Here is a 19,125-nt window from a genome sequence, read left to right as displayed (position 1 = left end):
ATGACAAAACATTAACCTAGCTTATTGAATGGCATAAAGCGTTCTGCAATTACTCAGTAGGCGCTAGTGCTGGATAGCCAAGAGCGTACAGAGTACCTTCAAGTCCTGTCACGTTGATAGCGGCATCAGCACGTGCTTGAACGATTGGTTTGGCATGATAGGCCACACCCAGATCGGCCAGCGCCATCATCGGTAAATCATTAGCACCGTCACCGACACAGACCACTTGTGACATCTCAATACCTAAGCGCTCAGCGGTATGCTCAACGATAGCAGCTTTTTTGGCACCGTTGACAATAGGCCACTGTACATGACCAGTAACTTCACCTTCCTCGATATCTAGAGCATTGGCATGCACTTCATCGATACCCAGCTGCTCCGCGATATAACGGGCAAAATAAGTAAAGCCGCCCGAGACCAGCACCGTATGATAGCCCAATGCTTTTAGCGCACTGATCGTCGTGCGCGCACCAGTCGATAACGTTAGACGACTACAGATATCATCCAGCACATCAGTAGAAGTGCCTTTTAGCAAGGCCACACGCTGAGCAAACGATTCATCAAAATCAATTTCACCGCGCATTGCTGCTTCAGTGATGGCTTCGACTTCTTCGCCAATCCCAGCCGTTTTTGCCAGCTCTACGATGACTTCTTGCTCAATCAAAGTTGAATCCATGTCAAAGCAGGCAAGCTTGTGTGTCCGCAGCATATGACCGACAGACAGGATATGACAGTCCACGACGTTTATGTTGCCTGTGCTATCTGCACTGCGTGTATTGTTATATTCTTCAGTTAGGTCACGACGCAGGCGAGCGGTCAGTTGATCATCAATGATGTGAGCGGCTGCGGTTTTTTTGCCAGGGTGCATTAGTGTGTCAGTGACTGGTACTAGCAGATAACGGTAGACCTGAGTATGGGTAAAGGGTAGGCGCTGTGCGTCCGATGCTGTAGGCTCTGTATCAGATACCGTGATATTGACGAAGCTAGCGTCAGTATCTTCGGCAACGGTCACTAGATGCCAACTTGGCTGTTCATCGACCCACGACTGAACGTACTGATGAATATCCAATGCAGATACCTGAGTCGGCAGTACGACGATGAGCGCAAAAACAGGTAGCGACTGTAGCGCATCAAAGTCTTGCAAATTGGTATCTTCGGGTAATAATGCCGCAATAGAATCAACGGCTTGTTGCCATGCTTTGCTGTCTTTTGGTAACGAATAAGATGTATTTTTTGGCATGGCTCAATTGTCCCTTGTATGCTCATATAAGATTAGGAATAATAACAGTTTTACTGGGCAGCGCCTATAGATGACGCGCAAAGTAACAATGATGCTAAAAAACAGATTTTATGGCGTAAGAAGCCATAGAGAATGCGATAAAGTTATTATGATAAATTTATAAAGCGCTCACGCTATAAGGCTTATTATGGTGATATAGTAGATGAGATAAGCTGGCTGTTGATTGACGGTGCATTCTTATTAACGATGCCTTTGCAAAAGATAGCGAAGCTGGCAATAATATTGATGGTGTTGATAGTCATTAATAATCAGTACTGCTTTATCACTATGTGCGCATCACAGTTGGCGCGCATCACAATTGTTTAAAAATTAGCCAAAAAATGAGCAGTAGCCTCGTTTTTTAATTTCTTTTCTCCAAAAAAGTTTAACATATCATGACGTATTTAGCGCCGCGGCAAGGGTTGTTTGCCATTATTCTTCTGGTTAGTTTTTGTTTGCAGACGCTGTTATTGGTCATTAGTACTGATCAACAGCTGAGCAATAGTCGTGCGTTAAAAGGCGAGCAGATGGTCGCCCAGCTGATTGATGAAGCAAGGTTGTCTTTAGAAAATAAAGACCGTGTGAGTTTAAGCGTTATTGCCAACCGCTATACCAGCGAGCAAGACGTCACACGGATACTGATTAAGGACAACAACGACGATATCTTGGTGCCAGTAGGCAATGCGCCGATGCAGCAAGGTGACACCATTCGTCAAATCGCCACCAATGGCGATGCAGTCATCGGTAGCGTGGCATTGACCCTAAAAGACGTCAGCAAAGGCGAGATTATCGCCATGCAGTGGCCGTTTGTCATCGGCACCATGCTACTACATTTATTGCTTTGGTTAATTTATGGTTACCTCGCTCGTCCGACCAAAGAGCAAATCAATGCATTGAGTCGAGATATCCAAGAGCTGTATCGTGACCAATATAGACCAGTCGATCAACGCGGCTACGACCGTGAACTCGAGCGCCAGTCAACGGGTCAATCAGCGTCTCATTTAGCAGACAGTCAAGTAGCGACTGATAATACGGCTAATGTCACAGATGACGAAGTGACTAATGCGCGCAAATTTAATGTACATAATGAAGTGAACGAGTACCTTAGAACTCAGCAAAACCAAGAAGCAGGTAGCGATACTGACAATCTAGCGAGTGCGAGTGAAGGTAGCGAAAGCGCAGTAGCGGATATAGACGGTGTTGCTTCTCAAGCTGCCAGCCATACGTCTAAACTGTCTGCCACACGGTCTGTTGATAGCGTCAAAGTCCAAGTCGTATTCCATGATGAGTTCAGTATGCTTGAACGCCTTGCACCTGCGCAGCGTCTTCCGTATTTAGCACTCTGCACTCAGCTGCTCAATCAAGCCGTGACTGAGCTACTAAGACAGCCATTGCTGTTGGGTGTGAGTGCGATGAATGAAGCGCACTTTGAAGATAATGGCGCAAGTGTGGTACTAAAGGCTGATAATAGCCACGCAAAAGTAGCGCTCGCAGGCGTGATGCTTGCCAAGCTATATTTAATGCTCAACAAAATTATCCACGATAAGCATATTGAGCTATCACGTTTTGCCTTACCAGCAAAAGCGGGCGTGAGTGATGATGCGCAGTCAGAGCCAATGACTCACTTGCTCCAGAGTATCGGCAAAAAAGAGCAGCTATTGATATTATTGCCAAATGCCGGTCTCAAGCAAATCAGCAATCACGTACAAGTACATAACATCATGCGTCCAACTACCGTCTATGAGCGTGAGTGTGCAATATTTGATGGGGCTAACGACTCATTGATTCAGCGTTTGGCTGATGTGCGCAATGCAGTTCTGATGATTGAAGATGAGGACGAGCGACACATTTAATGCCGACTGTATTTGGTCATTTATATTACAATTGTCTGTTATATAGCCTACTGGACTATCTTAATCGTAGAGTTGAAATGTACCATATTGCGAAAAAGGATTGACAACATTCAATAGAGACTTTATAAGGCATATATATATTGATGTATTCTTAATACCCTTGCCTAAAAATGATAGGAGTTTGTCATGAGTGACGCTGATATTGACGACGATTTTGATGATGATTTTGTCGACGATGATGATGCAAAGATGGTTGAAGAAGCTGAGACGAGCGTACGTACACGTTTAAGTAGTCTTGAAAAACGTCGGCTAATCGATAATTTGCTAGAAGAAAAGCGTTTGGCTAAAGAGTTAAAAGACGATCTAGACGACATAGACAACTTCGATGAAGACGGCGATGATTGGGATGATGACGATTTTTAATTTGTCGGCATCAGTCGTTTCAGTGGACTAAAGTGCTTTAGTGGCTACTTTAATGACAGTGACTATTTTAGTGACTAAAATTACTCATTCCATCAAATTGGTTGCCTGCTATTTGCTACTTTTCTAATTTTCTAGGGTTGCTCGCAATCCGTTCATCTCGATAATACTTACCTGATAGAGGTTGCTTGAGTTTGATTAATTAAGCAGCCTTTAGTCTCTACTTAAGTACTCGTCCTCTTTCATTTAACCGATCGCCCACTGCGATTGATGACATCTATCTGCTAAGGAAAACCAAATTATGAGTAACCAACTAAGTTTTGATGAATTACTGGACTATTTGGACAATCAAGAAAGCCAGTTCGTGCTAGATAGTGTCGCAGCGCATGGTTTTTTGACAGCGACGGTTATCGGTCGTCCATTGCCTAACTGGATGGATGCCCTGTTCGAAGGTCATGTAAGTGAGATTCCAGAAAATGTCATCGATGGCATCAAACGCTGGCGCGATTCGATCATGGCTGAGCTAAAAAACGAGACGCCTATTGAATTACCGTTTGGTGAAGATGCTGGTAACGAAGAAGTGGCGGTTGATTTCTCTGACGAGTCAGACATCGTTGCTTGGTCAATCGGTTTTGTCGATGCCATGTATGGTGATGAAGCAAGCGACTGGTTTGAAGATCAAGAAACGGCAGAAGATGTCGCAGTATTGACCTTGCCAATGATCGTACTTAGCGGTATCGACGATGAAGATCCAGAGCTGTCTGAGATGCGTAAAGACGAAGACAAAATGGTACAGATGGCCAATAGCATCGAAGGCAATTTAACTGAGCTGTTCTTATTGTTCCATACCAACGATTAGTAATGCTAAGAAACAGCGCTGCTAACGGTGCTGTTTCTGTCTTGTTTTGTCTATGCTGTATCGCAGCGCTTTGATTTACTATATATTTTATAAGTCACCGATAAGGTCATCCTATGACTGTGCAACTCTCTAATCTTGAGCACTTACCTAATTATCAAATCACTGAACGCCTAGATGTAGTGTACGGCAGTACGGTACGCTCAAAGCACGTAGGTAAGGATCTGTTTGCTGGGTTAAAAAACATCGTTGGCGGTGAGCTGACGGCTTATACCGAGCTATTAGAAGAGTCACGTCAAGAAGCAATCGATCGTATGATTGTCAAAGCAGAGGCGCTCGGTGCTGATGCGGTGGTCGGTCTGCGTTTTTCGACTTCTAGTATTGCCCAAGGTGCGTCAGAGCTTTTTGTTTATGGTACAGCGGTCAAGGTTGCGCCGATATCACAGCAGCAGTATCAAAACCCACAAAGCGACGGTCACAACCATTCTAATCAAAATGTGAGTACTCAGACCCAAGTCGCACCCGATGATTTACCGCGTTTCAACCCTTTTGGTTAATCCTACAATACTAAAAACTACAATACCAAATCCTATAATGCTAAAAGCACCGATGCTTTTTATGATGAGAAACGTGCTATGAATGACTCACTCACGCAAGTGCTCATCAACTATGGGCCGTTTGTCTTCTTATTCGCGGCTGGCTGGTTCTTTGGGTCACGCCATGAGCGTCAGCATTTGGCACAGCTAACAGTAGCAGAGCAAGCATTGGGCGATATCACTGTCTCAAGCGAACGTCTATACCGTCCCAAGTTAGCAGCGGGTAGTGAAGGCGAGCTGGTACTTGGTAGTGTCGTCATCGCTCAAGATTATTTCAAAATGATTATCGCTCGCGTATTAAGTGTCTTTGGCAAAAACTTAACCACCTATGAGACTTTGCTAGATCGTGCACGCCGCGAAGCCATCGTTCGTATGCGGACTGAGGCAAAAGCCAAAGGCTACACGCATATCTACGGGTTACGTCTTGAGGTAACCAATGTCAACCAATTAGGCAGTATGGTCGAAGCCATCGCCTACGGTACGGCAGTGATTAGTATTGACCATATTAAACCTACATCTGCTATAAATCATAAAATCCCCGCTTAAATCATTTCTACGTTATTTTCAAGTGTAAAAACCTATAATTGACTGACGAGTAGTCAGAAAAATCAAAACCATACACTTTTACAACGATATACTGAATTTTACCGTTCCGTTATTATCTCGGTTCGTAATAACCAGTTTTATCAAAAATTGTCGGTTTAAAAAACACGACTGTATGGAAAAGTATCATATAAAGAGCTGACAACGTCGGTGGCTTTTACCCAAGATATCAGCAGGATTGGCTGATTGAGCATGACGAGGTTGTCATAAACCTGCCCATGTAAGGGCTCTATCTACAAGGATGTAGTTATGGAAGGTGTTGAGTTAGTCACGTTTATAAATGCAAAAGTCATTCCCATTAGTATCTTTTTGATTATGATGGGAATGGGATTGTCCTTAGTTACCAATGATTTTAAGAGAGTCGTCAAATACCCTAAAGCAGTCGCCATAGGCTTGACCAATCAGCTAATATTCTTACCGCTCGTAGGTTTTGCTTTGGCAACCTCCATGTCTCTCGCGCCAGAATATGCCGTTGGGGTTATGTTGCTGGTACTGTGTCCTGGTGGCACGACATCGAATCTATTTACCTATTTAGCCAAAGGTGACGTCGCACTTTCGGTCACCATGACCGCTATTGCCAGTGTCATTACCGTATTTACTATTCCTATCGTCCTTAGTTTTTCGCTCGTATACTTCATGGGTGCGGGTAGTGAGTTTCAGTTGCCAGTGGTCAAGACCATGATCAGCCTAATTGCTCTGACTATCTTACCCGTCAGTATTGGTATGTTGATCAAACGCTATGCGCCTAACGCGGCAGATAAGGGACAGGTGATGGTGTCTCGTTTTGGCGTGATATTCTTGAGCTTCTTGGTACTTTTCTTAAGCTATGTGCAACGAGACATCATCGTTGAAGCGTTAATCGCTACTGGCCCTGTGGCATTGATATTGAACGTATCGACGATGGCGCTTGGTTATTACACCAGTAAATGGTTCGGTCTAAATCCTGCGCAAAGACGCTCGATTACTATGGAAGTCGGCCTACAAAACAGTACGCTTTCAATGTTTATGGCACTGACGCTATTGGCTAACTATAAGATGTCGATGACGCCAGCCATTTATACGCTAATCATGTTCTTGACCGCAGGTATCATGGTCAGAGTATTTACTGCCCAGCACAATAAAGCCAAAAGAACCGAGATAGAAAACAGTGTATTGGCAGCACGTAGAATGTAAGAGGTTTAAGATAATCGTAGTAACGCACTGTTGCGCCAGTTGAGACAATACTTGGCAAAAAAATCAACAGTGTATGGTGCAATAAATTAAGCCCATAACCCGCTTTGTATAATGAAGCGTGTTATGGGCTTTTGCGTTTAATGCTCGTTTTAACTCAAATCAGTTTAACTCAAATCAGTTTAACTCAAATCAGTTTAACTCAAATCAGTTTAACTCAAATCAGTTTAGCTCAAGTCTAAAATCTTCGTCTGTCCATTTTCGCTCTTGCCTCAGCGGCTTGTTCTTTCACTTTTTCAATTTCAAACAAGAACGTACGGTTTTTGAGTACCGCGACGAATACCACGCCGCCCACCGTATTACCCACCAATACCACGACTAAAAATACCAAGTAGCGCCAGAGACTGACGGTATTGCCATATAGTAATGCTGAAAATACCTCGATATTACCCACGATACTATGATGCAAGCCTAAAAATCCAATGCTACCAGTGATAAGCGTCACCAGTACGATACGGCTAAGTGTGTCCCGTGCAGAGGTCACCAGCCATGCAGCCACGCCCATCATCCAGCCTGCCAGCACAGCGCTGCCAAAGATAACCCACCACTCAAAACCTAGGATATGCTCGGCATAGACGTCGATAGCGTGGTCTGTAAACAGATGCATATGCAGTCCTAAACCAATCATTAATGCTGCAAAGATACAGCCGCCAACGATATTGCCAGCGATGACGATACCCCATAGCCGCAGGAGTTTATGTAGCGGCTCGATTTTATTTAAGACAGGCAAGCTCAAGAGGGAAGTCTGCTCCGTAAATAATAACGACTGACCAATCACCACGATAATAAAGCCGATCGGATACAGCAGTGACGACAGCACCATGGCATAGCGACTTGGTATCACGTCATTAAGTAGGGCAAACGCTGATAAAATCATAAAAAAGCTGATGCCAATCTCTAGACCAGCCGTCAAGGCACTGGTAAATAACGAGCCAAGTGAACGCTCAAAGGTTTCTTTTGCGTGGATAACTTGCTCGACTAAAATGCTGGCGTAGCTTTTCGCTTGGCTTAGATTGTCATCACTGGCGACCTTTTTAATGGTTTCTTTGTCTTCGTCGCTAATTTCTTCTGGCAGGTCGTCATTTTCTAAGTCTTCGGTGGCTTTAATAGGTTCGTCTGCGTCACTATCTGAAGTTTCGTTTGCATGACTGTCTGTAGTGTCGTCTGCGTCATTATCTACCTCAATGTTTTTAGAAGAATCGCTGTTTGCTTCTAGCGTATGATTATTTTTAGGCATAGGAGGGGTGGTGTTCACGCTCAGACGCTCGCTGTCTGATAGATTAGCCTGAGAATCATGGTCATGCTCGGTATCTTGGGACACGGTTGGCTCGCTGGTTATAGGCTAATGATTTTGTTGCATAAGTAATCTCTATTATATTTCCCATTCTTTTGATTGCTGTTGTTAATTGATTAACAATTTGAGTAATAAATCGCCTTCAGTCTTTATAAATTGCCTTACCATCTAACAAAATCTGCCTATCTGCGTTAAAATCACTCTATTCATTATTTTCCTAATTTTTATATTCTCTTTAATTCAATTAACTTTGATCACATTCAATCAATAAAAGATAATGCCATTATGAGTAACCACAACCTAACCGCCTCTATCCAAGCGGCACTAAATCAATTAGAAAACGCCTATAACCCTGCACAAGTCGAAGCAGGTATGTATCAAGGCTGGGAAGAAAGCGGTTATTTTCAGCCGACTTTTGACAAAGACGAGTCGTTCTCTATCGCGCTGCCACCGCCAAATGTCACAGGCTCGCTGCACATGGGACACGGTTTTAACAACGCTATTATGGATGCGCTCACCCGTTATCACCGCATGGATGGTGATAATACGCTGTGGCAACCAGGTACGGATCATGCCGGTATCGCAACCCAAATGGTTGTTGAGCGTCGTCTGGAAGCGCAAGGTATCAAGCGCCGTGATATGACGCGTGCAGACTTTATCGATAAAGTATGGGAATGGAAAGAAGAGTCGGGCGGTAATATCACTAGCCAGATTCGCCGTTTGGGTAGCTCGGTTGACTGGTCGCGTGAGCGCTTTACCATGGATGATGGTCTGTCCAATGCAGTAAAAGAAGTGTTCGTTCGTCTGTTTGACGATGGTTTGATCTATCGTGGTAAGCGTCTAGTCAACTGGGATCCTAAGTTCCAAACCGCGCTATCTGACCTAGAAGTAGAAAACCACGACGAAAAAGGTAGCTTGTGGCATTTTCGCTATCATTTCACAGATACAGACTTAACTACTCAAGATGGCAAAAACTATCTGGTCGTCGCCACCACACGTCCTGAGACATTACTCGGTGATACCGCTGTCGCCGTCAATCCGAGCGATGAGCGCTACGCACACTTGGTCGGAAAAACCATTACCTTGCCAATCACGGGTCGTGTCGTGCCTATCGTCGCTGATGATTATGTCGAAAAAGACTTCGGTACGGGTTGTGTCAAAATCACCCCAGCGCATGATTTTAACGATTATGAGTTAGGTCGTCGTCATAGCTTGCCATTGATTAATATTCTCGATGAGCGTGCTAATATTCTACCAGCGATGGAAGTCTATCCTGATCTGCAAACACGTGAGCCAGAGCTAGAGACTACACCGAGCGAGTATGCAGGACTTGAGCGTTTTGCTGCGCGTAAGTTCCTTGTAGAGCAAGCAGGCGAGCAGGGCTGGTTAGAAGATATCGAAGACTACGCACTAAAAGCCCCGCGTGCTGAGCGTGGCGGTACGATCGTTGAGCCGTGGCTAACCGATCAGTGGTATGTCGCGGTCAAAGAGCTTGCCAAGCCTGCGATTGACGCAGTAGAAGACGGCAGCATTGAGTTCGTCCCTGCGCAGTACAAAAACATGTATATGGCGTGGATGACCGATCTACAAGATTGGTGCATCAGCCGTCAGTTGTGGTGGGGACATCGTATCCCTGCATGGTATGACGATGCGACAGGTGAAATATATGTCGCCCGTGACGAAGCTGAAGTACGCACTAAATACAACCTAAGCGACGATGTAAAACTGCGCCAAGATAATGACGTGCTTGATACTTGGTTTAGCTCGGGTCTATGGACATTCAGTACGCTTGACTGGGCAGACGTCAACGCTGATCCACGCGTGATGGACACCTTTCACCCAACCAGCGTTCTCGTGACAGGTTTTGACATTATTTTCTTTTGGGTAGCGCGCATGATCATGATGACCATGCACTTCGTGAAAAACGAAGATGGCACGCCGCAAGTACCATTTAAGACCGTGTATGTTCATGGTCTGGTACGTGATGGCAATGGTCAAAAAATGTCAAAATCAAAAGGTAATGTCTTAGATCCGATCGATCTAATCGACGGTATTGAGCTAGAAGCGTTGGTCGAAAAACGCACTAGCAACATGATGAATCCAAAAGACGCAGCCAAGATTGAGAAGCAAACGCGTAAAGAGTTCCCAGAAGGCATCCCAGCGTATGGTACGGATGCACTGCGCTTTACCTTTACCTCACTAGCCAGTACTGGTCGCGATATCAACTTTGATCTAAAGCGTGTTGAGGGCTATCGTAACTTCTGTAATAAAATCTGGAACGCCAGCCGTTTTGTACTCATGAACTGTGTCGATGGCGAAGGCAGTGCTAAGCCTATCGACCAAACGGCGAATCCTGACGTATGGGAATTGCCAGAAAAATGGATCATGAGTCGTCTGAACTCTACCGTTGCCGATATCCATCAGCATTTTGCTCAGTATCGTCTCGATATGGTCAGCCAAGATATCTATGAGTTCATCTGGAATGAGTACTGTGATTGGTACGTTGAGCTTGCCAAAGCTAGCCTAAATGATGACTCAGTGTCTGATGAGCGTAAAGCACAAATCCGCTATGTGCTGCTGCACGTGCTAGAGACGGCGCTACGCTTTACTCATCCAATCATGCCGTATCTGACTGAGCAAATCTGGCAGACCATCGCGCCATTACTAGGTCGTAAAAACACCGACAGTATCGTGGTCGCTGACTATCCACAGACCGATGCCAGCCAAATCAGTGAGCAGGTTGAGGCGGATATGGCGTGGCTACAGGAGCTGATCGCTAGCGTCCGTAACATCCGTGGTGAGATGAAATTGGGCAACGCGGTACGTCTGCCAGTGCTACTACAAAATATCTCTGCTGATGAAGATGCGCGTCTGTCACGTATCAAAAACCAGTTCAAAGCGCTTGCCAAGGTCGAGAGCTTAGAGATTGTCAAAGAAGGTGATGAAGTACCACTGTCATCATCAAGTATGGTCGGTCAGCTACGTGTCCTCGTACCGATGAAAGGTCTGATCGATCCTACGGCTGAGCTGGCACGCTTAGGTAAGTCATATGATAAGTTGAAAGGTCAAGCCGAAGGCATCGCGCGTAAGCTTGGTAATGAAGGCTTTGTCAGTAAAGCACCTGTAGAAGTGGTCGATGCTGAGAAGGCGAAACTGGCTGAGCTAGAAGGGCAGTTGACGGCGATGACGGCGCAGATGGAAGAGTTGAAGGCATTGTAATGGGTGCTTAAGTACTTACAGTAATAAAAAACGCTGTCACAATTGTGATGGCGTTTTTTATTGGTTACTGGTTAGTTCTTTACTTCAGATTTCATCTATATGCTATTGATAAACATCTGTGTGTTATGATTCATCATACTGTATGTTTCTACGACTTTGTTATTTAAAACGAAGTCGGTAAATAACGTTTTCCGAAATCAGTGATAAATACAGCCTTCTGAGTATTTTTAAAATACAACAAGATTTATATCCGATAGTGAGTACCTTCGAATGAAGTCCAACACATACTACAACAACGTATATAAGCTTATATCTGAAGACTTTAATAACAGGCAGGCTCATGAAGTGATAAGAGAGTGGCGATCTCACAACATTTATACATTGGATATAGCTTCAAAACTATTAGAAAGAATTGTCAAAAGTCTAAATCTTAAGAATTGCTACATAGGTCAACGACTAAAAAGGCTAGTGTCAATAAAACAGAAATTAGTCAAAAGTAAAGGTATGAGACTTACAAAAATGCAGGATATTGTAGGTGTAAGACTTGTAGTCAATGATTTAAAAGAGCTAGCAAAGGTAGTTAAGTCATTGCAAGAAGGTAAAATTTTAGGTAAAAATATTTCTCTCGTTAGAGAGTTTAATTATATAAAAAAACCTAAAGAAGATGGGTATAGAAGCTACCATATAACTTTCGAAATAACGAATAACCATAAAGGTGTAGAGTACAAAAGATTATTTGAGTTACAAGTTAGGACGAAGTCACAGCATGCATGGTCTACTGTGGTAGAAACTATAGGGACCTATATGGGAGTAGATTTCAAAGGGGGCGATGGCGAAAAAGACTGGAAGAATTTTTTTAAGGAATCTTCTTATATATTTTCATGGTTTGAGAAGTTTGAAAGTGGTCGTAAGCACCTTACTATAGATGACGCAGAAGAAGTGATTAGAGGCTCTATAAGGCTTAAAGAGATAATGCTAGAGTTGAAAATAACAGAACTACTAGCGCTCCTTAATAACATGACCTCCGATATAAGCTATAAGCTAAATGAAACTTCCAAGAACGACTATGCAATTATATTTATTGACTACATTAAAAAAGAAAGTGTAGTGAGAACTTATCCTAAAGCGGCATCTAAAACTGTTAATGACCTTTATATTAGATTAGAAGAAGAATTGAATTATACAGATCAAATTCAAGTCTTATTCGTTGAAATCACAAATTTAACTAACTTGAGAAAGGCTTTTCCGAACTTCTACATAGATGTATCTGAATTTATAAGCATTCTAAAAAGGTATTTTGATAGGCTAAATGATTACGCATCCAACTTGAGCTAAATTTCTAATCTCTCAAATAGATTAAAGGAACACCATGAACCATCTCACTGTCGGACAACGCGCGCCTTTGAGCAATCTTGCTATTGGCGATACCGCACCAATCACGCTTAAATTCACTCGTCAAAGCCCAATAGAGATGGATATCAGCTGCTTTGCCTTAGACGCAGCGGGCAAACTGATCAATGATGATTACATGGTGTTTTATAATCAGCCAACCTCTCCATGCGGGCAAATCAAGCTCACACATTACGAGTCGAAGCCAACGTCCTCTAGCAGCATCCAAGCCGAGTTTGAAGTTAACTTATCCAAACTGGCTGCGAATATAGACAGCTTATTTTTTGTGTTATCAGCCGACACCCCGCTGAATCAAATTCAATCATTAGAGATTGGCATTTGGCAGCAATCGCAAAAGGTACAGGCAGAATATCAAGCAGCAGACTTTGCACAGCAGCAAGCCAGTATGTTGATGCAGCTCTATCGTAAGGGTGGCGTTTGGCGAGTATCTAACGTCGCGCAAGGCTTTAATGGTGGACTTGCCGCCATCGTGCAGCATTTCGGTGGTGACGTAGAAGAGGGCAGCCCACAAGTACTCGAGCCGACCGCCACGCCAGTGCAAGCAAAACCGTCGTTAGAAAAGGTTATGCTAGACAAAGCGCCAAAACTGGTCAATCTGGCCAAAAAAGCCACGATATCACTCGAGAAACGCCAATTGCAGCAATTAACCGCAAAAGTAGCACTGGTGTTAGATGCCTCAGGATCAATGAATAGACAGTACAAAAAAGGCCGCGTGCAAGAGGTAGTCAACCGCTTATTGCCATTGGCAGTGAGCTTCGATGACGACCAAGCACTAGACTGCTGGGCGTTTGCCCGAGATCCGCAGTATTTGGGCGAGATTGGACTGAGCAACTATGACGGTTTTATCAATAATGCTCATGGTGGCTGGCGCAAATGGGCACTTGGCCCGCGCATCAACAATGAAGCAGAAGTCATGAAAGCCGTGAAGGAGTTTTATCAAAAGGACGGCTTGGATGTGCCCGTATACGTGCTATTTATCAGTGATGGCGGGGTGAATGACAATCGCGGTATCACCAGAGTCATGACGGAAGCCGCGAAACTGCCGATATTTTGGCAATTTGTGGGCTTAGGTGGTCGTGGTTATGGCATCCTCAAAAAACTAGACGATATGACAGGGCGCGTGATTGATAATTGCGACTTTTTTGAACTCGATGATTTGGATGATATCAGCGAAGAAGCCTTGTATGAAAACATGCTAGAAGAGTTCCCAATGTGGCTAAAAGAAGCCAAGCAACTAGGCATAGTCAATTCACTATAAAAGTATTACTGCGCTAACCTCACTATTCGATTACAGCTAAATAAAAAACTGCCACAGCAAATACGATGGCGGTTTTTTATTATTCAAAATATTGTAACTTATAAAATGCTTACAGTGCCCAAAGCGACTGATATTGCTCATCAGTCAAGGTTACGATATCGATTTCGGCTAGCATCTCACGCAGTTCTTGCCATTTATCTGCATCAGGCTTGATCGGTGTAATCAGTCTGCCTAGCGTGTTGTCAATGATGGCATCCATCAGCACATCGGCTTCGGTTTTACTATAGTCGTAATACATATGGTGAGCAATTTCTGAATCATTTTTGCACAGTTCTGTCATTTGGTTGGTCACTTGGATAAAGGCATCTATCGCGTCTTTTTTCGCGCTATAGATCTCATCCGTTGTCAGAATCTCTAACGCCGAAAAATTCGGATAGGGCGACAGGTGCTGATCGATAAATTCAAAGTCCAACCCTTCATGAGTCGCTTCAACGCCCTCAAAGTTATAAAAGCATAGCCATGCACCATCTAGGCCTGGGTCTTCTTGCAGGTTTTTTATATGATAAAAGTCTTTTTGCACAAAAGTCACATTATCACGGCTAATACTAAAGCCATTTTTTTTGGCATAGCGCGCTAATATCTCAAAGCCAATACGATTGGTTTTTTCCTCAGCGGCCGGGGTGCAGATGCGGATAGGTTGATTGTCTTTTAATTTATCCATGCTAGCGCGTTGCATCAATATGCCGCCATCGGTCTCAAAAAAGCAGCCCAGCGCGCGCAGGTTGGGCGCGTAATGCTCAAACAGATGGATAGGCTCATTGACATGCAGATCGATACTTTGGTTCTGTAATTCCGCAAAACCATCATAATGGTCATCTGGCTCGATAATGGTGATATCAAGCCCTGCTTTCTCATATGCGCCCGTGGTCATACCAGCGATAAAGGGCAGGTGATCAGGGTTCAAAAACCATTCGAGAGTGAGGGTAAGTTTGGTGGTCGGCTGCATTGTTGTTTCCTTTTTGAGTATGGGAAACAATCAGACTGATACTATTGAGGTAAAACAAGAAAGGCCAAATAAGAAAGGTAAGGTCTCAATACTAGAGGTGCGTTCATAACAGGACATCCTCTATAGACTGCTCTTATTTGTAGACCTATTAAGGCGTGTCACGCTTGTTTCCTACGTCAGTGCTAACTGCTTCAGGTTCACGGGTGTGTCTCAGCGATGATGTGGGCTGTGTGTACAGCGTTAAATCAAAGCACCCCGACAAGATTGATTGGTATTGCATTATTTTTGATCAGTACTGCTAATGAATCAGTACTGCGAATGGCTATTATCGATAGCTACTGCGTCATCATAGACGACTTACAAGATGGGATGCAAGCGTATCGGGAATGACGATGGCAAGTGATGACTGATGTTCGTTAACCGCTCTTTATAACAGTTCTCATTTGTGACGGCTTTTTATAAGCGCTTTCAATCGACGTGTTAATAAATGAGTGCAGTATTTATCATTGGTACTTACCCAATTACTAACCAAACATACCTATCAATAGCAAAAACCTTATATAAATAGTCTTGTGCGCAGACGGGCGATATTGCATGATTAGCCTTCTATGCCACCGCTTATATAATAGGCGCTACTTTAAACAACTGACATTTGGCATAACTGACAACTTACACGATCGACAACTTATATGACCGATAATAAAAAAGCGTTCTATTACCGACCCAAGACAGATCAATCCAACAGCCCAATGCTGCGTTGGACCTTTGTGACGCTTGGTTGGCTGTTTTTTATCTTAGGTATTATCGGTATATTGTTGCCAGTGATGCCCACCGCGCCCTTTATCTTGCTAGCAGCAGGCTGCTGGGCACGCAGTTCTCGACGCTTTCATTTTTGGCTGATTAATCATAAATACTTTGGTAAATTCGTCCGTGATTGGGAGGAGAATCATGCCGTTCCGCTTTATGCCAAGTGTTTAGCGACGGTTATGATGGCAGCATCAACAATTATGTTATTTTATCGTTTGCCTGCCGATATGATGTGGATGGCATGGGCGGTAGCCGCTGTCTGTAGTGGGGTAGCGATATATTTGTTCCGTTTACCAAATGCCTAAATCCGTTGCAATTTGCGCCAAAATCAGTCAATAAACGGCTCTGGTTACACGAAACATGAGATAAGACTTGCGATACTGGGATGTACCCCTTATAATACGCCCAAGCTTAAGAGCAGTTCTGCACCAAATCATTACCTCGTAGTATTAGTTATAATCCTTCGTTTTAATATTTATCGTTCAGTAGCTATTTGCAAGCGTTACCGGTCACTAGACCATTAATAAATTTAAAAGTAGGATTATACTATGTCAGACGTTCAAAAAGGTACAGTTAAGTGGTTCAACGAAGCTAAAGGCTTTGGTTTCATCGCTCCAGAAACTGGCGCAGACGTTTTTGCTCATTACAGCGAAATCACTGGTTCAGGTTTCAAAACTTTGGCTGAAGGCCAAGAAGTTGAGTTCACTGTAACTCAAGGCCAAAAAGGCCCACAAGCACATAACATCGTTGCTATCTAATTTGTCTTTATAGACAGATAGATGAATAGATGTAAAAAAGCGAACCTTCGGGTTCGTTTTTTTTCGTCTGCGATTTAATATTTAAGATATGAGTACTTAAGCGAGTAGAAGTCTTATTTGAAAGGTTTTAACTAACCATATTAGACCAAATGAAAGATGCAAAAAGGCCTCCGACTATAGATAGTTGGAGGCCTTTTATATTGTGCAATGACATCAGCAGTTAAGAGTGAACATTTAGCTTATTATATAAAGCTAATACCGATATTAATCAGACCACCGCCCAGTATCAACCAACCAAACATAATAGCACCCAAGATAAGCGGTCTAACGCCAGCTTGCTTGATCGCACTTAGATGGGTGGTCAGACCTAGTGCAAACATAGCCATCGTCAGTAGTACATCATCTAGCATCACCATATTGCGTACGATACTCTCAGACATTGGCACCCATGTATGTATCAACACAATACCGATAAAGATAAACGCGAACCATGGTACTTTCACTTGTTTGACGCGGGTCATAAAGGACGCTACATCGCCCTTATTACTCTCGTCTTCCATAGCGGTATTATCTACAGTACGATCTTTGGTTAGCGCAAACGATAACACAAGCAGGAAAGGCGCGAGCATCATAACGCGTATCATCTTGGTCACGACCGCGGTATCACCAATCTCAGTATTGATTGCATTGCCCGCGACCACGACTTGCGCCACCTCATGGACGGTTGAGCCAGTGTACATGCCATATTGTTGGGCGCTCAGCCAAGGCTGTAACCAGCCAAGATGATAGAGAAAAGGATATAGCAGCATCGCGATAGTGCCAAAAACCACTACGGTTGCCACGGCGATAGTGACTTTATAAGCTTGCGCGTTGACGACTGGCTCTGCAGCAATGACGGCAGCAGCACCGCAAATACTTGCCCCTGAGCCAATCAAAATGACCGTTTCTTTATCGACTTTTAACCATCTAGTACCTAACCAATAGGTCAGCAAAAAGGTTGATGTCAGTACCAGTGCATCAGTCATAATCGCTGGCATACCCACGCTGGCAACTTGTGTCATGGTTAGCTTAAACCCGTAAAACATAATCGCAAGTCGCAATATCTGACCTTTGGCAAAGCAAACGCCGCCGTTTAAACGTTCAGTGAATTTGGGATAGATGGTATTGCCTAATATCATGCCTAGCAATATCGCTAGCGTCAAAGACGACAAGCCGACGATACGTCCGTTTGACCAGATATCCAAACTGCTGTCCAACCATAAGCAAAACACACTACCAATCAGAACGACTACCAATCCCGCCAAGTGACGGTGATTAGGGGTGTAGTTATGAACGGAGTTGCTGACTGCTTGGACGAATGTGTGCATGACGCGGCATCCTATTACTTATATTAAGATAAGCATAAGCTTATGAATAGACAGTATATGCCCGCTACATTTACAATAAAAACAGATTAATAAGATATAAATTATCGATTTTTTAGGTTAAAGTTTATGATAGAAGTCGATATACCGCGCATAAGCATCAAAAAAGACAAACGTCACGAATAAAACAGCGCAAAAACTGGCATAAGGCAATATCAATATCATGAAAAAATCAGTGCAGACAGTGCCAAAGATTACGCTTAAGCAGCTTGCTGTTTTTGTCAGCATTTATCAGACAGGTAGCACCAGTCGCGCCAGTGAGGAGCTACACTTATCACAATCAGCAGTCAGCAGCGCGCTGACAGAGTTAGAGTCTAGACTACAGATGCCGCTATTTGAGCGTGTCGGTCGCAGGCTTAATCAACACCCTAATGCTCATCCTATTTATATACAAGCACAGGCTATCTTGGGGCAGTCGCTGACGCTTGAGCATTATCATCAGTATCAAGCAGGGCAGATTCATATCGGTGCTAGTACCACTATTGGTAATTACGTGCTGCCATCTTTGCTTGGTAAGCTGTATGAGGCGCTGCCCGATGCCAATGTCGATATGTATATTGCTAATACGCAAGAGGTGGTGAGCGAGGTTGAGCAACTAAATATCGATATCGCGCTGGTAGAAGGAATGCCGCGTCCGGTAGATATGAAAGTTATTGAGCAGCACAAATGGCGTACTGATACGCTAGTGATATTTGCCAAGCGTGATAGCAAGTGGCTAAAGAATGTGGCTACCTATAGCCAAGATGAGGACTGCTATCAGCTGAGTATTAATCATCTAGCGCAGTTGCCGCTACTGGTGCGTGAGGCAGGGTCAGGCACACGGCAAATTATCGATGAGCAATTGCTTAAGTATCTACCTAATGCAGAAGTGGTAAAGGCGATACATCAGTCTGAGGCCATCAAGCACATGGTGAGTGCAGATATTGGTCTTGGTTGTCTATCACAGCATGTAATTGAGACGGAATTGGCGACAGGGGAGCTAGTACAGGTAAATGTAGCGGGAATTGATCTATCGCGTACATGGTGGCTAGTCTGGCATAAAGCCCGTCACCAAAGTCCGATTTGGCAAACCTTTATAGATATTATCCAACAGGGTTAAGCGATGAGTCTGG

General features: G+C 43.8%; 17 protein-coding genes and 1 riboswitch. Of the genes, 13 read left to right on the top strand and 4 right to left on the bottom strand.

The window, feature by feature from the left end; genetic code table 11:
* Nucleotides 1–49 precede the first annotated feature (49 nt).
* Nucleotides 50–1,240 carry a phosphoserine phosphatase SerB gene (serB, locus tag QL898_RS04500; RefSeq protein ID WP_290175947.1) on the bottom strand — a complete coding sequence of 397 codons (1,191 nt, stop codon included), beginning with the start codon at nt 1,238–1,240 and terminating at the stop codon, nt 50–52.
* A gap of 434 nt (nt 1,241–1,674) precedes the next feature.
* Between serB and QL898_RS04495 the strand changes: the two genes are divergently transcribed.
* The 6 genes from QL898_RS04495 (at nt 1,675) to QL898_RS04470 (ending at nt 6,780) form a co-directional block, all read left to right on the top strand.
* Nucleotides 1,675–3,132 carry a hypothetical protein gene (locus QL898_RS04495; protein ID WP_290175946.1) on the top strand — a complete coding sequence of 486 codons (1,458 nt, stop codon included), beginning with the start codon at nt 1,675–1,677 and terminating at the stop codon, nt 3,130–3,132.
* A gap of 186 nt (nt 3,133–3,318) precedes the next feature.
* The gene (locus QL898_RS04490) at nt 3,319–3,555 is read left to right on the top strand and encodes a PA3496 family putative envelope integrity protein (RefSeq protein WP_057761656.1); all 237 of its coding nucleotides are present in this window, start codon (nt 3,319–3,321) and stop codon (nt 3,553–3,555) included.
* Nucleotides 3,556–3,853: 298 nt separating this feature from the next.
* Nucleotides 3,854–4,411 (top strand): YecA family protein, encoded by a 558-nt coding sequence (locus tag QL898_RS04485; protein WP_057761653.1) that lies wholly within the window; start codon nt 3,854–3,856, stop codon nt 4,409–4,411.
* Nucleotides 4,412–4,524: 113 nt separating this feature from the next.
* Nucleotides 4,525–4,965 (top strand): YbjQ family protein, encoded by a 441-nt coding sequence (locus QL898_RS04480; protein WP_227679299.1) that lies wholly within the window; start codon nt 4,525–4,527, stop codon nt 4,963–4,965.
* Between the two features lie 78 nt (nt 4,966–5,043).
* The gene (locus tag QL898_RS04475) at nt 5,044–5,550 is read left to right on the top strand and encodes a heavy metal-binding domain-containing protein (protein WP_201548126.1); all 507 of its coding nucleotides are present in this window, start codon (nt 5,044–5,046) and stop codon (nt 5,548–5,550) included.
* Between the two features lie 306 nt (nt 5,551–5,856).
* Nucleotides 5,857–6,780 (top strand): bile acid:sodium symporter family protein, encoded by a 924-nt coding sequence (locus tag QL898_RS04470; RefSeq protein ID WP_201548125.1) that lies wholly within the window; start codon nt 5,857–5,859, stop codon nt 6,778–6,780.
* A gap of 235 nt (nt 6,781–7,015) precedes the next feature.
* Here the strand turns inward: QL898_RS04470 and QL898_RS04465 are convergent, their stop codons facing one another.
* On the bottom strand, nt 7,016–8,158 hold the full coding sequence (locus QL898_RS04465; protein WP_201548124.1) for a formate/nitrite transporter family protein: 1,143 nt from the start codon (nt 8,156–8,158) through the stop codon (nt 7,016–7,018).
* 258 nt (nt 8,159–8,416) lie between these two features.
* On the opposite strand from QL898_RS04465, the gene QL898_RS04460 reads away from it, so the two are divergent.
* The 3 genes from QL898_RS04460 (at nt 8,417) to QL898_RS04450 (ending at nt 14,018) form a co-directional block, all read left to right on the top strand.
* Complete coding sequence (locus QL898_RS04460; RefSeq protein WP_290175945.1) at nt 8,417–11,350, top strand: valine--tRNA ligase; 2,934 nt, start codon at nt 8,417–8,419, stop codon at nt 11,348–11,350.
* 270 nt (nt 11,351–11,620) lie between these two features.
* On the top strand, nt 11,621–12,685 hold the full coding sequence (locus QL898_RS04455; protein WP_290175944.1) for a RelA/SpoT domain-containing protein: 1,065 nt from the start codon (nt 11,621–11,623) through the stop codon (nt 12,683–12,685).
* Between the two features lie 34 nt (nt 12,686–12,719).
* Nucleotides 12,720–14,018 carry a VWA domain-containing protein gene (locus tag QL898_RS04450; protein WP_290175943.1) on the top strand — a complete coding sequence of 433 codons (1,299 nt, stop codon included), beginning with the start codon at nt 12,720–12,722 and terminating at the stop codon, nt 14,016–14,018.
* A 109-nt stretch (nt 14,019–14,127) separates the two neighbouring features.
* On the opposite strand, the gene QL898_RS04445 is transcribed toward QL898_RS04450, so the two are convergent.
* Complete coding sequence (locus tag QL898_RS04445) at nt 14,128–15,024, bottom strand: ABC transporter substrate-binding protein (protein WP_290175942.1); 897 nt, start codon at nt 15,022–15,024, stop codon at nt 14,128–14,130.
* Between the two features lie 151 nt (nt 15,025–15,175).
* Nucleotides 15,176–15,292, bottom strand: a riboswitch (TPP riboswitch).
* Between QL898_RS04445 and QL898_RS04440 the strand changes: the two genes are divergently transcribed.
* The 3 genes from QL898_RS04440 to QL898_RS04430 all read left to right on the top strand — a co-directional run bounded on the left by QL898_RS04440 (nt 15,253) and on the right by QL898_RS04430 (nt 16,589).
* Nucleotides 15,253–15,414, top strand: a complete 162-nt coding sequence (locus QL898_RS04440) for a hypothetical protein (protein WP_290175941.1) — start codon at nt 15,253–15,255, stop codon at nt 15,412–15,414. (Overlaps the previous riboswitch by 40 nt.)
* Nucleotides 15,415–15,713: 299 nt before the next feature.
* Entirely contained in the window at nt 15,714–16,136 is a 423-nt protein-coding gene (locus QL898_RS04435) for a YbaN family protein (RefSeq protein WP_102094045.1), read from the top strand.
* 243 nt (nt 16,137–16,379) lie between these two features.
* Nucleotides 16,380–16,589: a cold-shock protein gene (locus QL898_RS04430; protein WP_045453470.1), complete on the top strand. Its 210-nt coding sequence runs from the start codon at nt 16,380–16,382 to the stop codon at nt 16,587–16,589.
* A 242-nt stretch (nt 16,590–16,831) separates the two neighbouring features.
* Here the strand turns inward: QL898_RS04430 and QL898_RS04425 are convergent, their stop codons facing one another.
* Nucleotides 16,832–17,956: a YeiH family putative sulfate export transporter gene (locus tag QL898_RS04425; protein WP_290175940.1), complete on the bottom strand. Its 1,125-nt coding sequence runs from the start codon at nt 17,954–17,956 to the stop codon at nt 16,832–16,834.
* A 220-nt stretch (nt 17,957–18,176) separates the two neighbouring features.
* Between QL898_RS04425 and QL898_RS04420 the strand changes: the two genes are divergently transcribed.
* Entirely contained in the window at nt 18,177–19,112 is a 936-nt protein-coding gene (locus tag QL898_RS04420) for a LysR substrate-binding domain-containing protein (RefSeq protein ID WP_290175939.1), read from the top strand.
* Nucleotides 19,113–19,125 lie beyond the last annotated feature (13 nt).

The sequence above is a fragment of the Psychrobacter sp. APC 3279 genome (genome assembly GCF_030407795.1).
Classification (GTDB): Bacteria; Pseudomonadota; Gammaproteobacteria; order Pseudomonadales; family Moraxellaceae; genus Psychrobacter.
The sequence above is the reverse complement of the archived record's forward strand: the minus strand, read 5'-3'. Positions and strand labels throughout refer to the sequence as shown.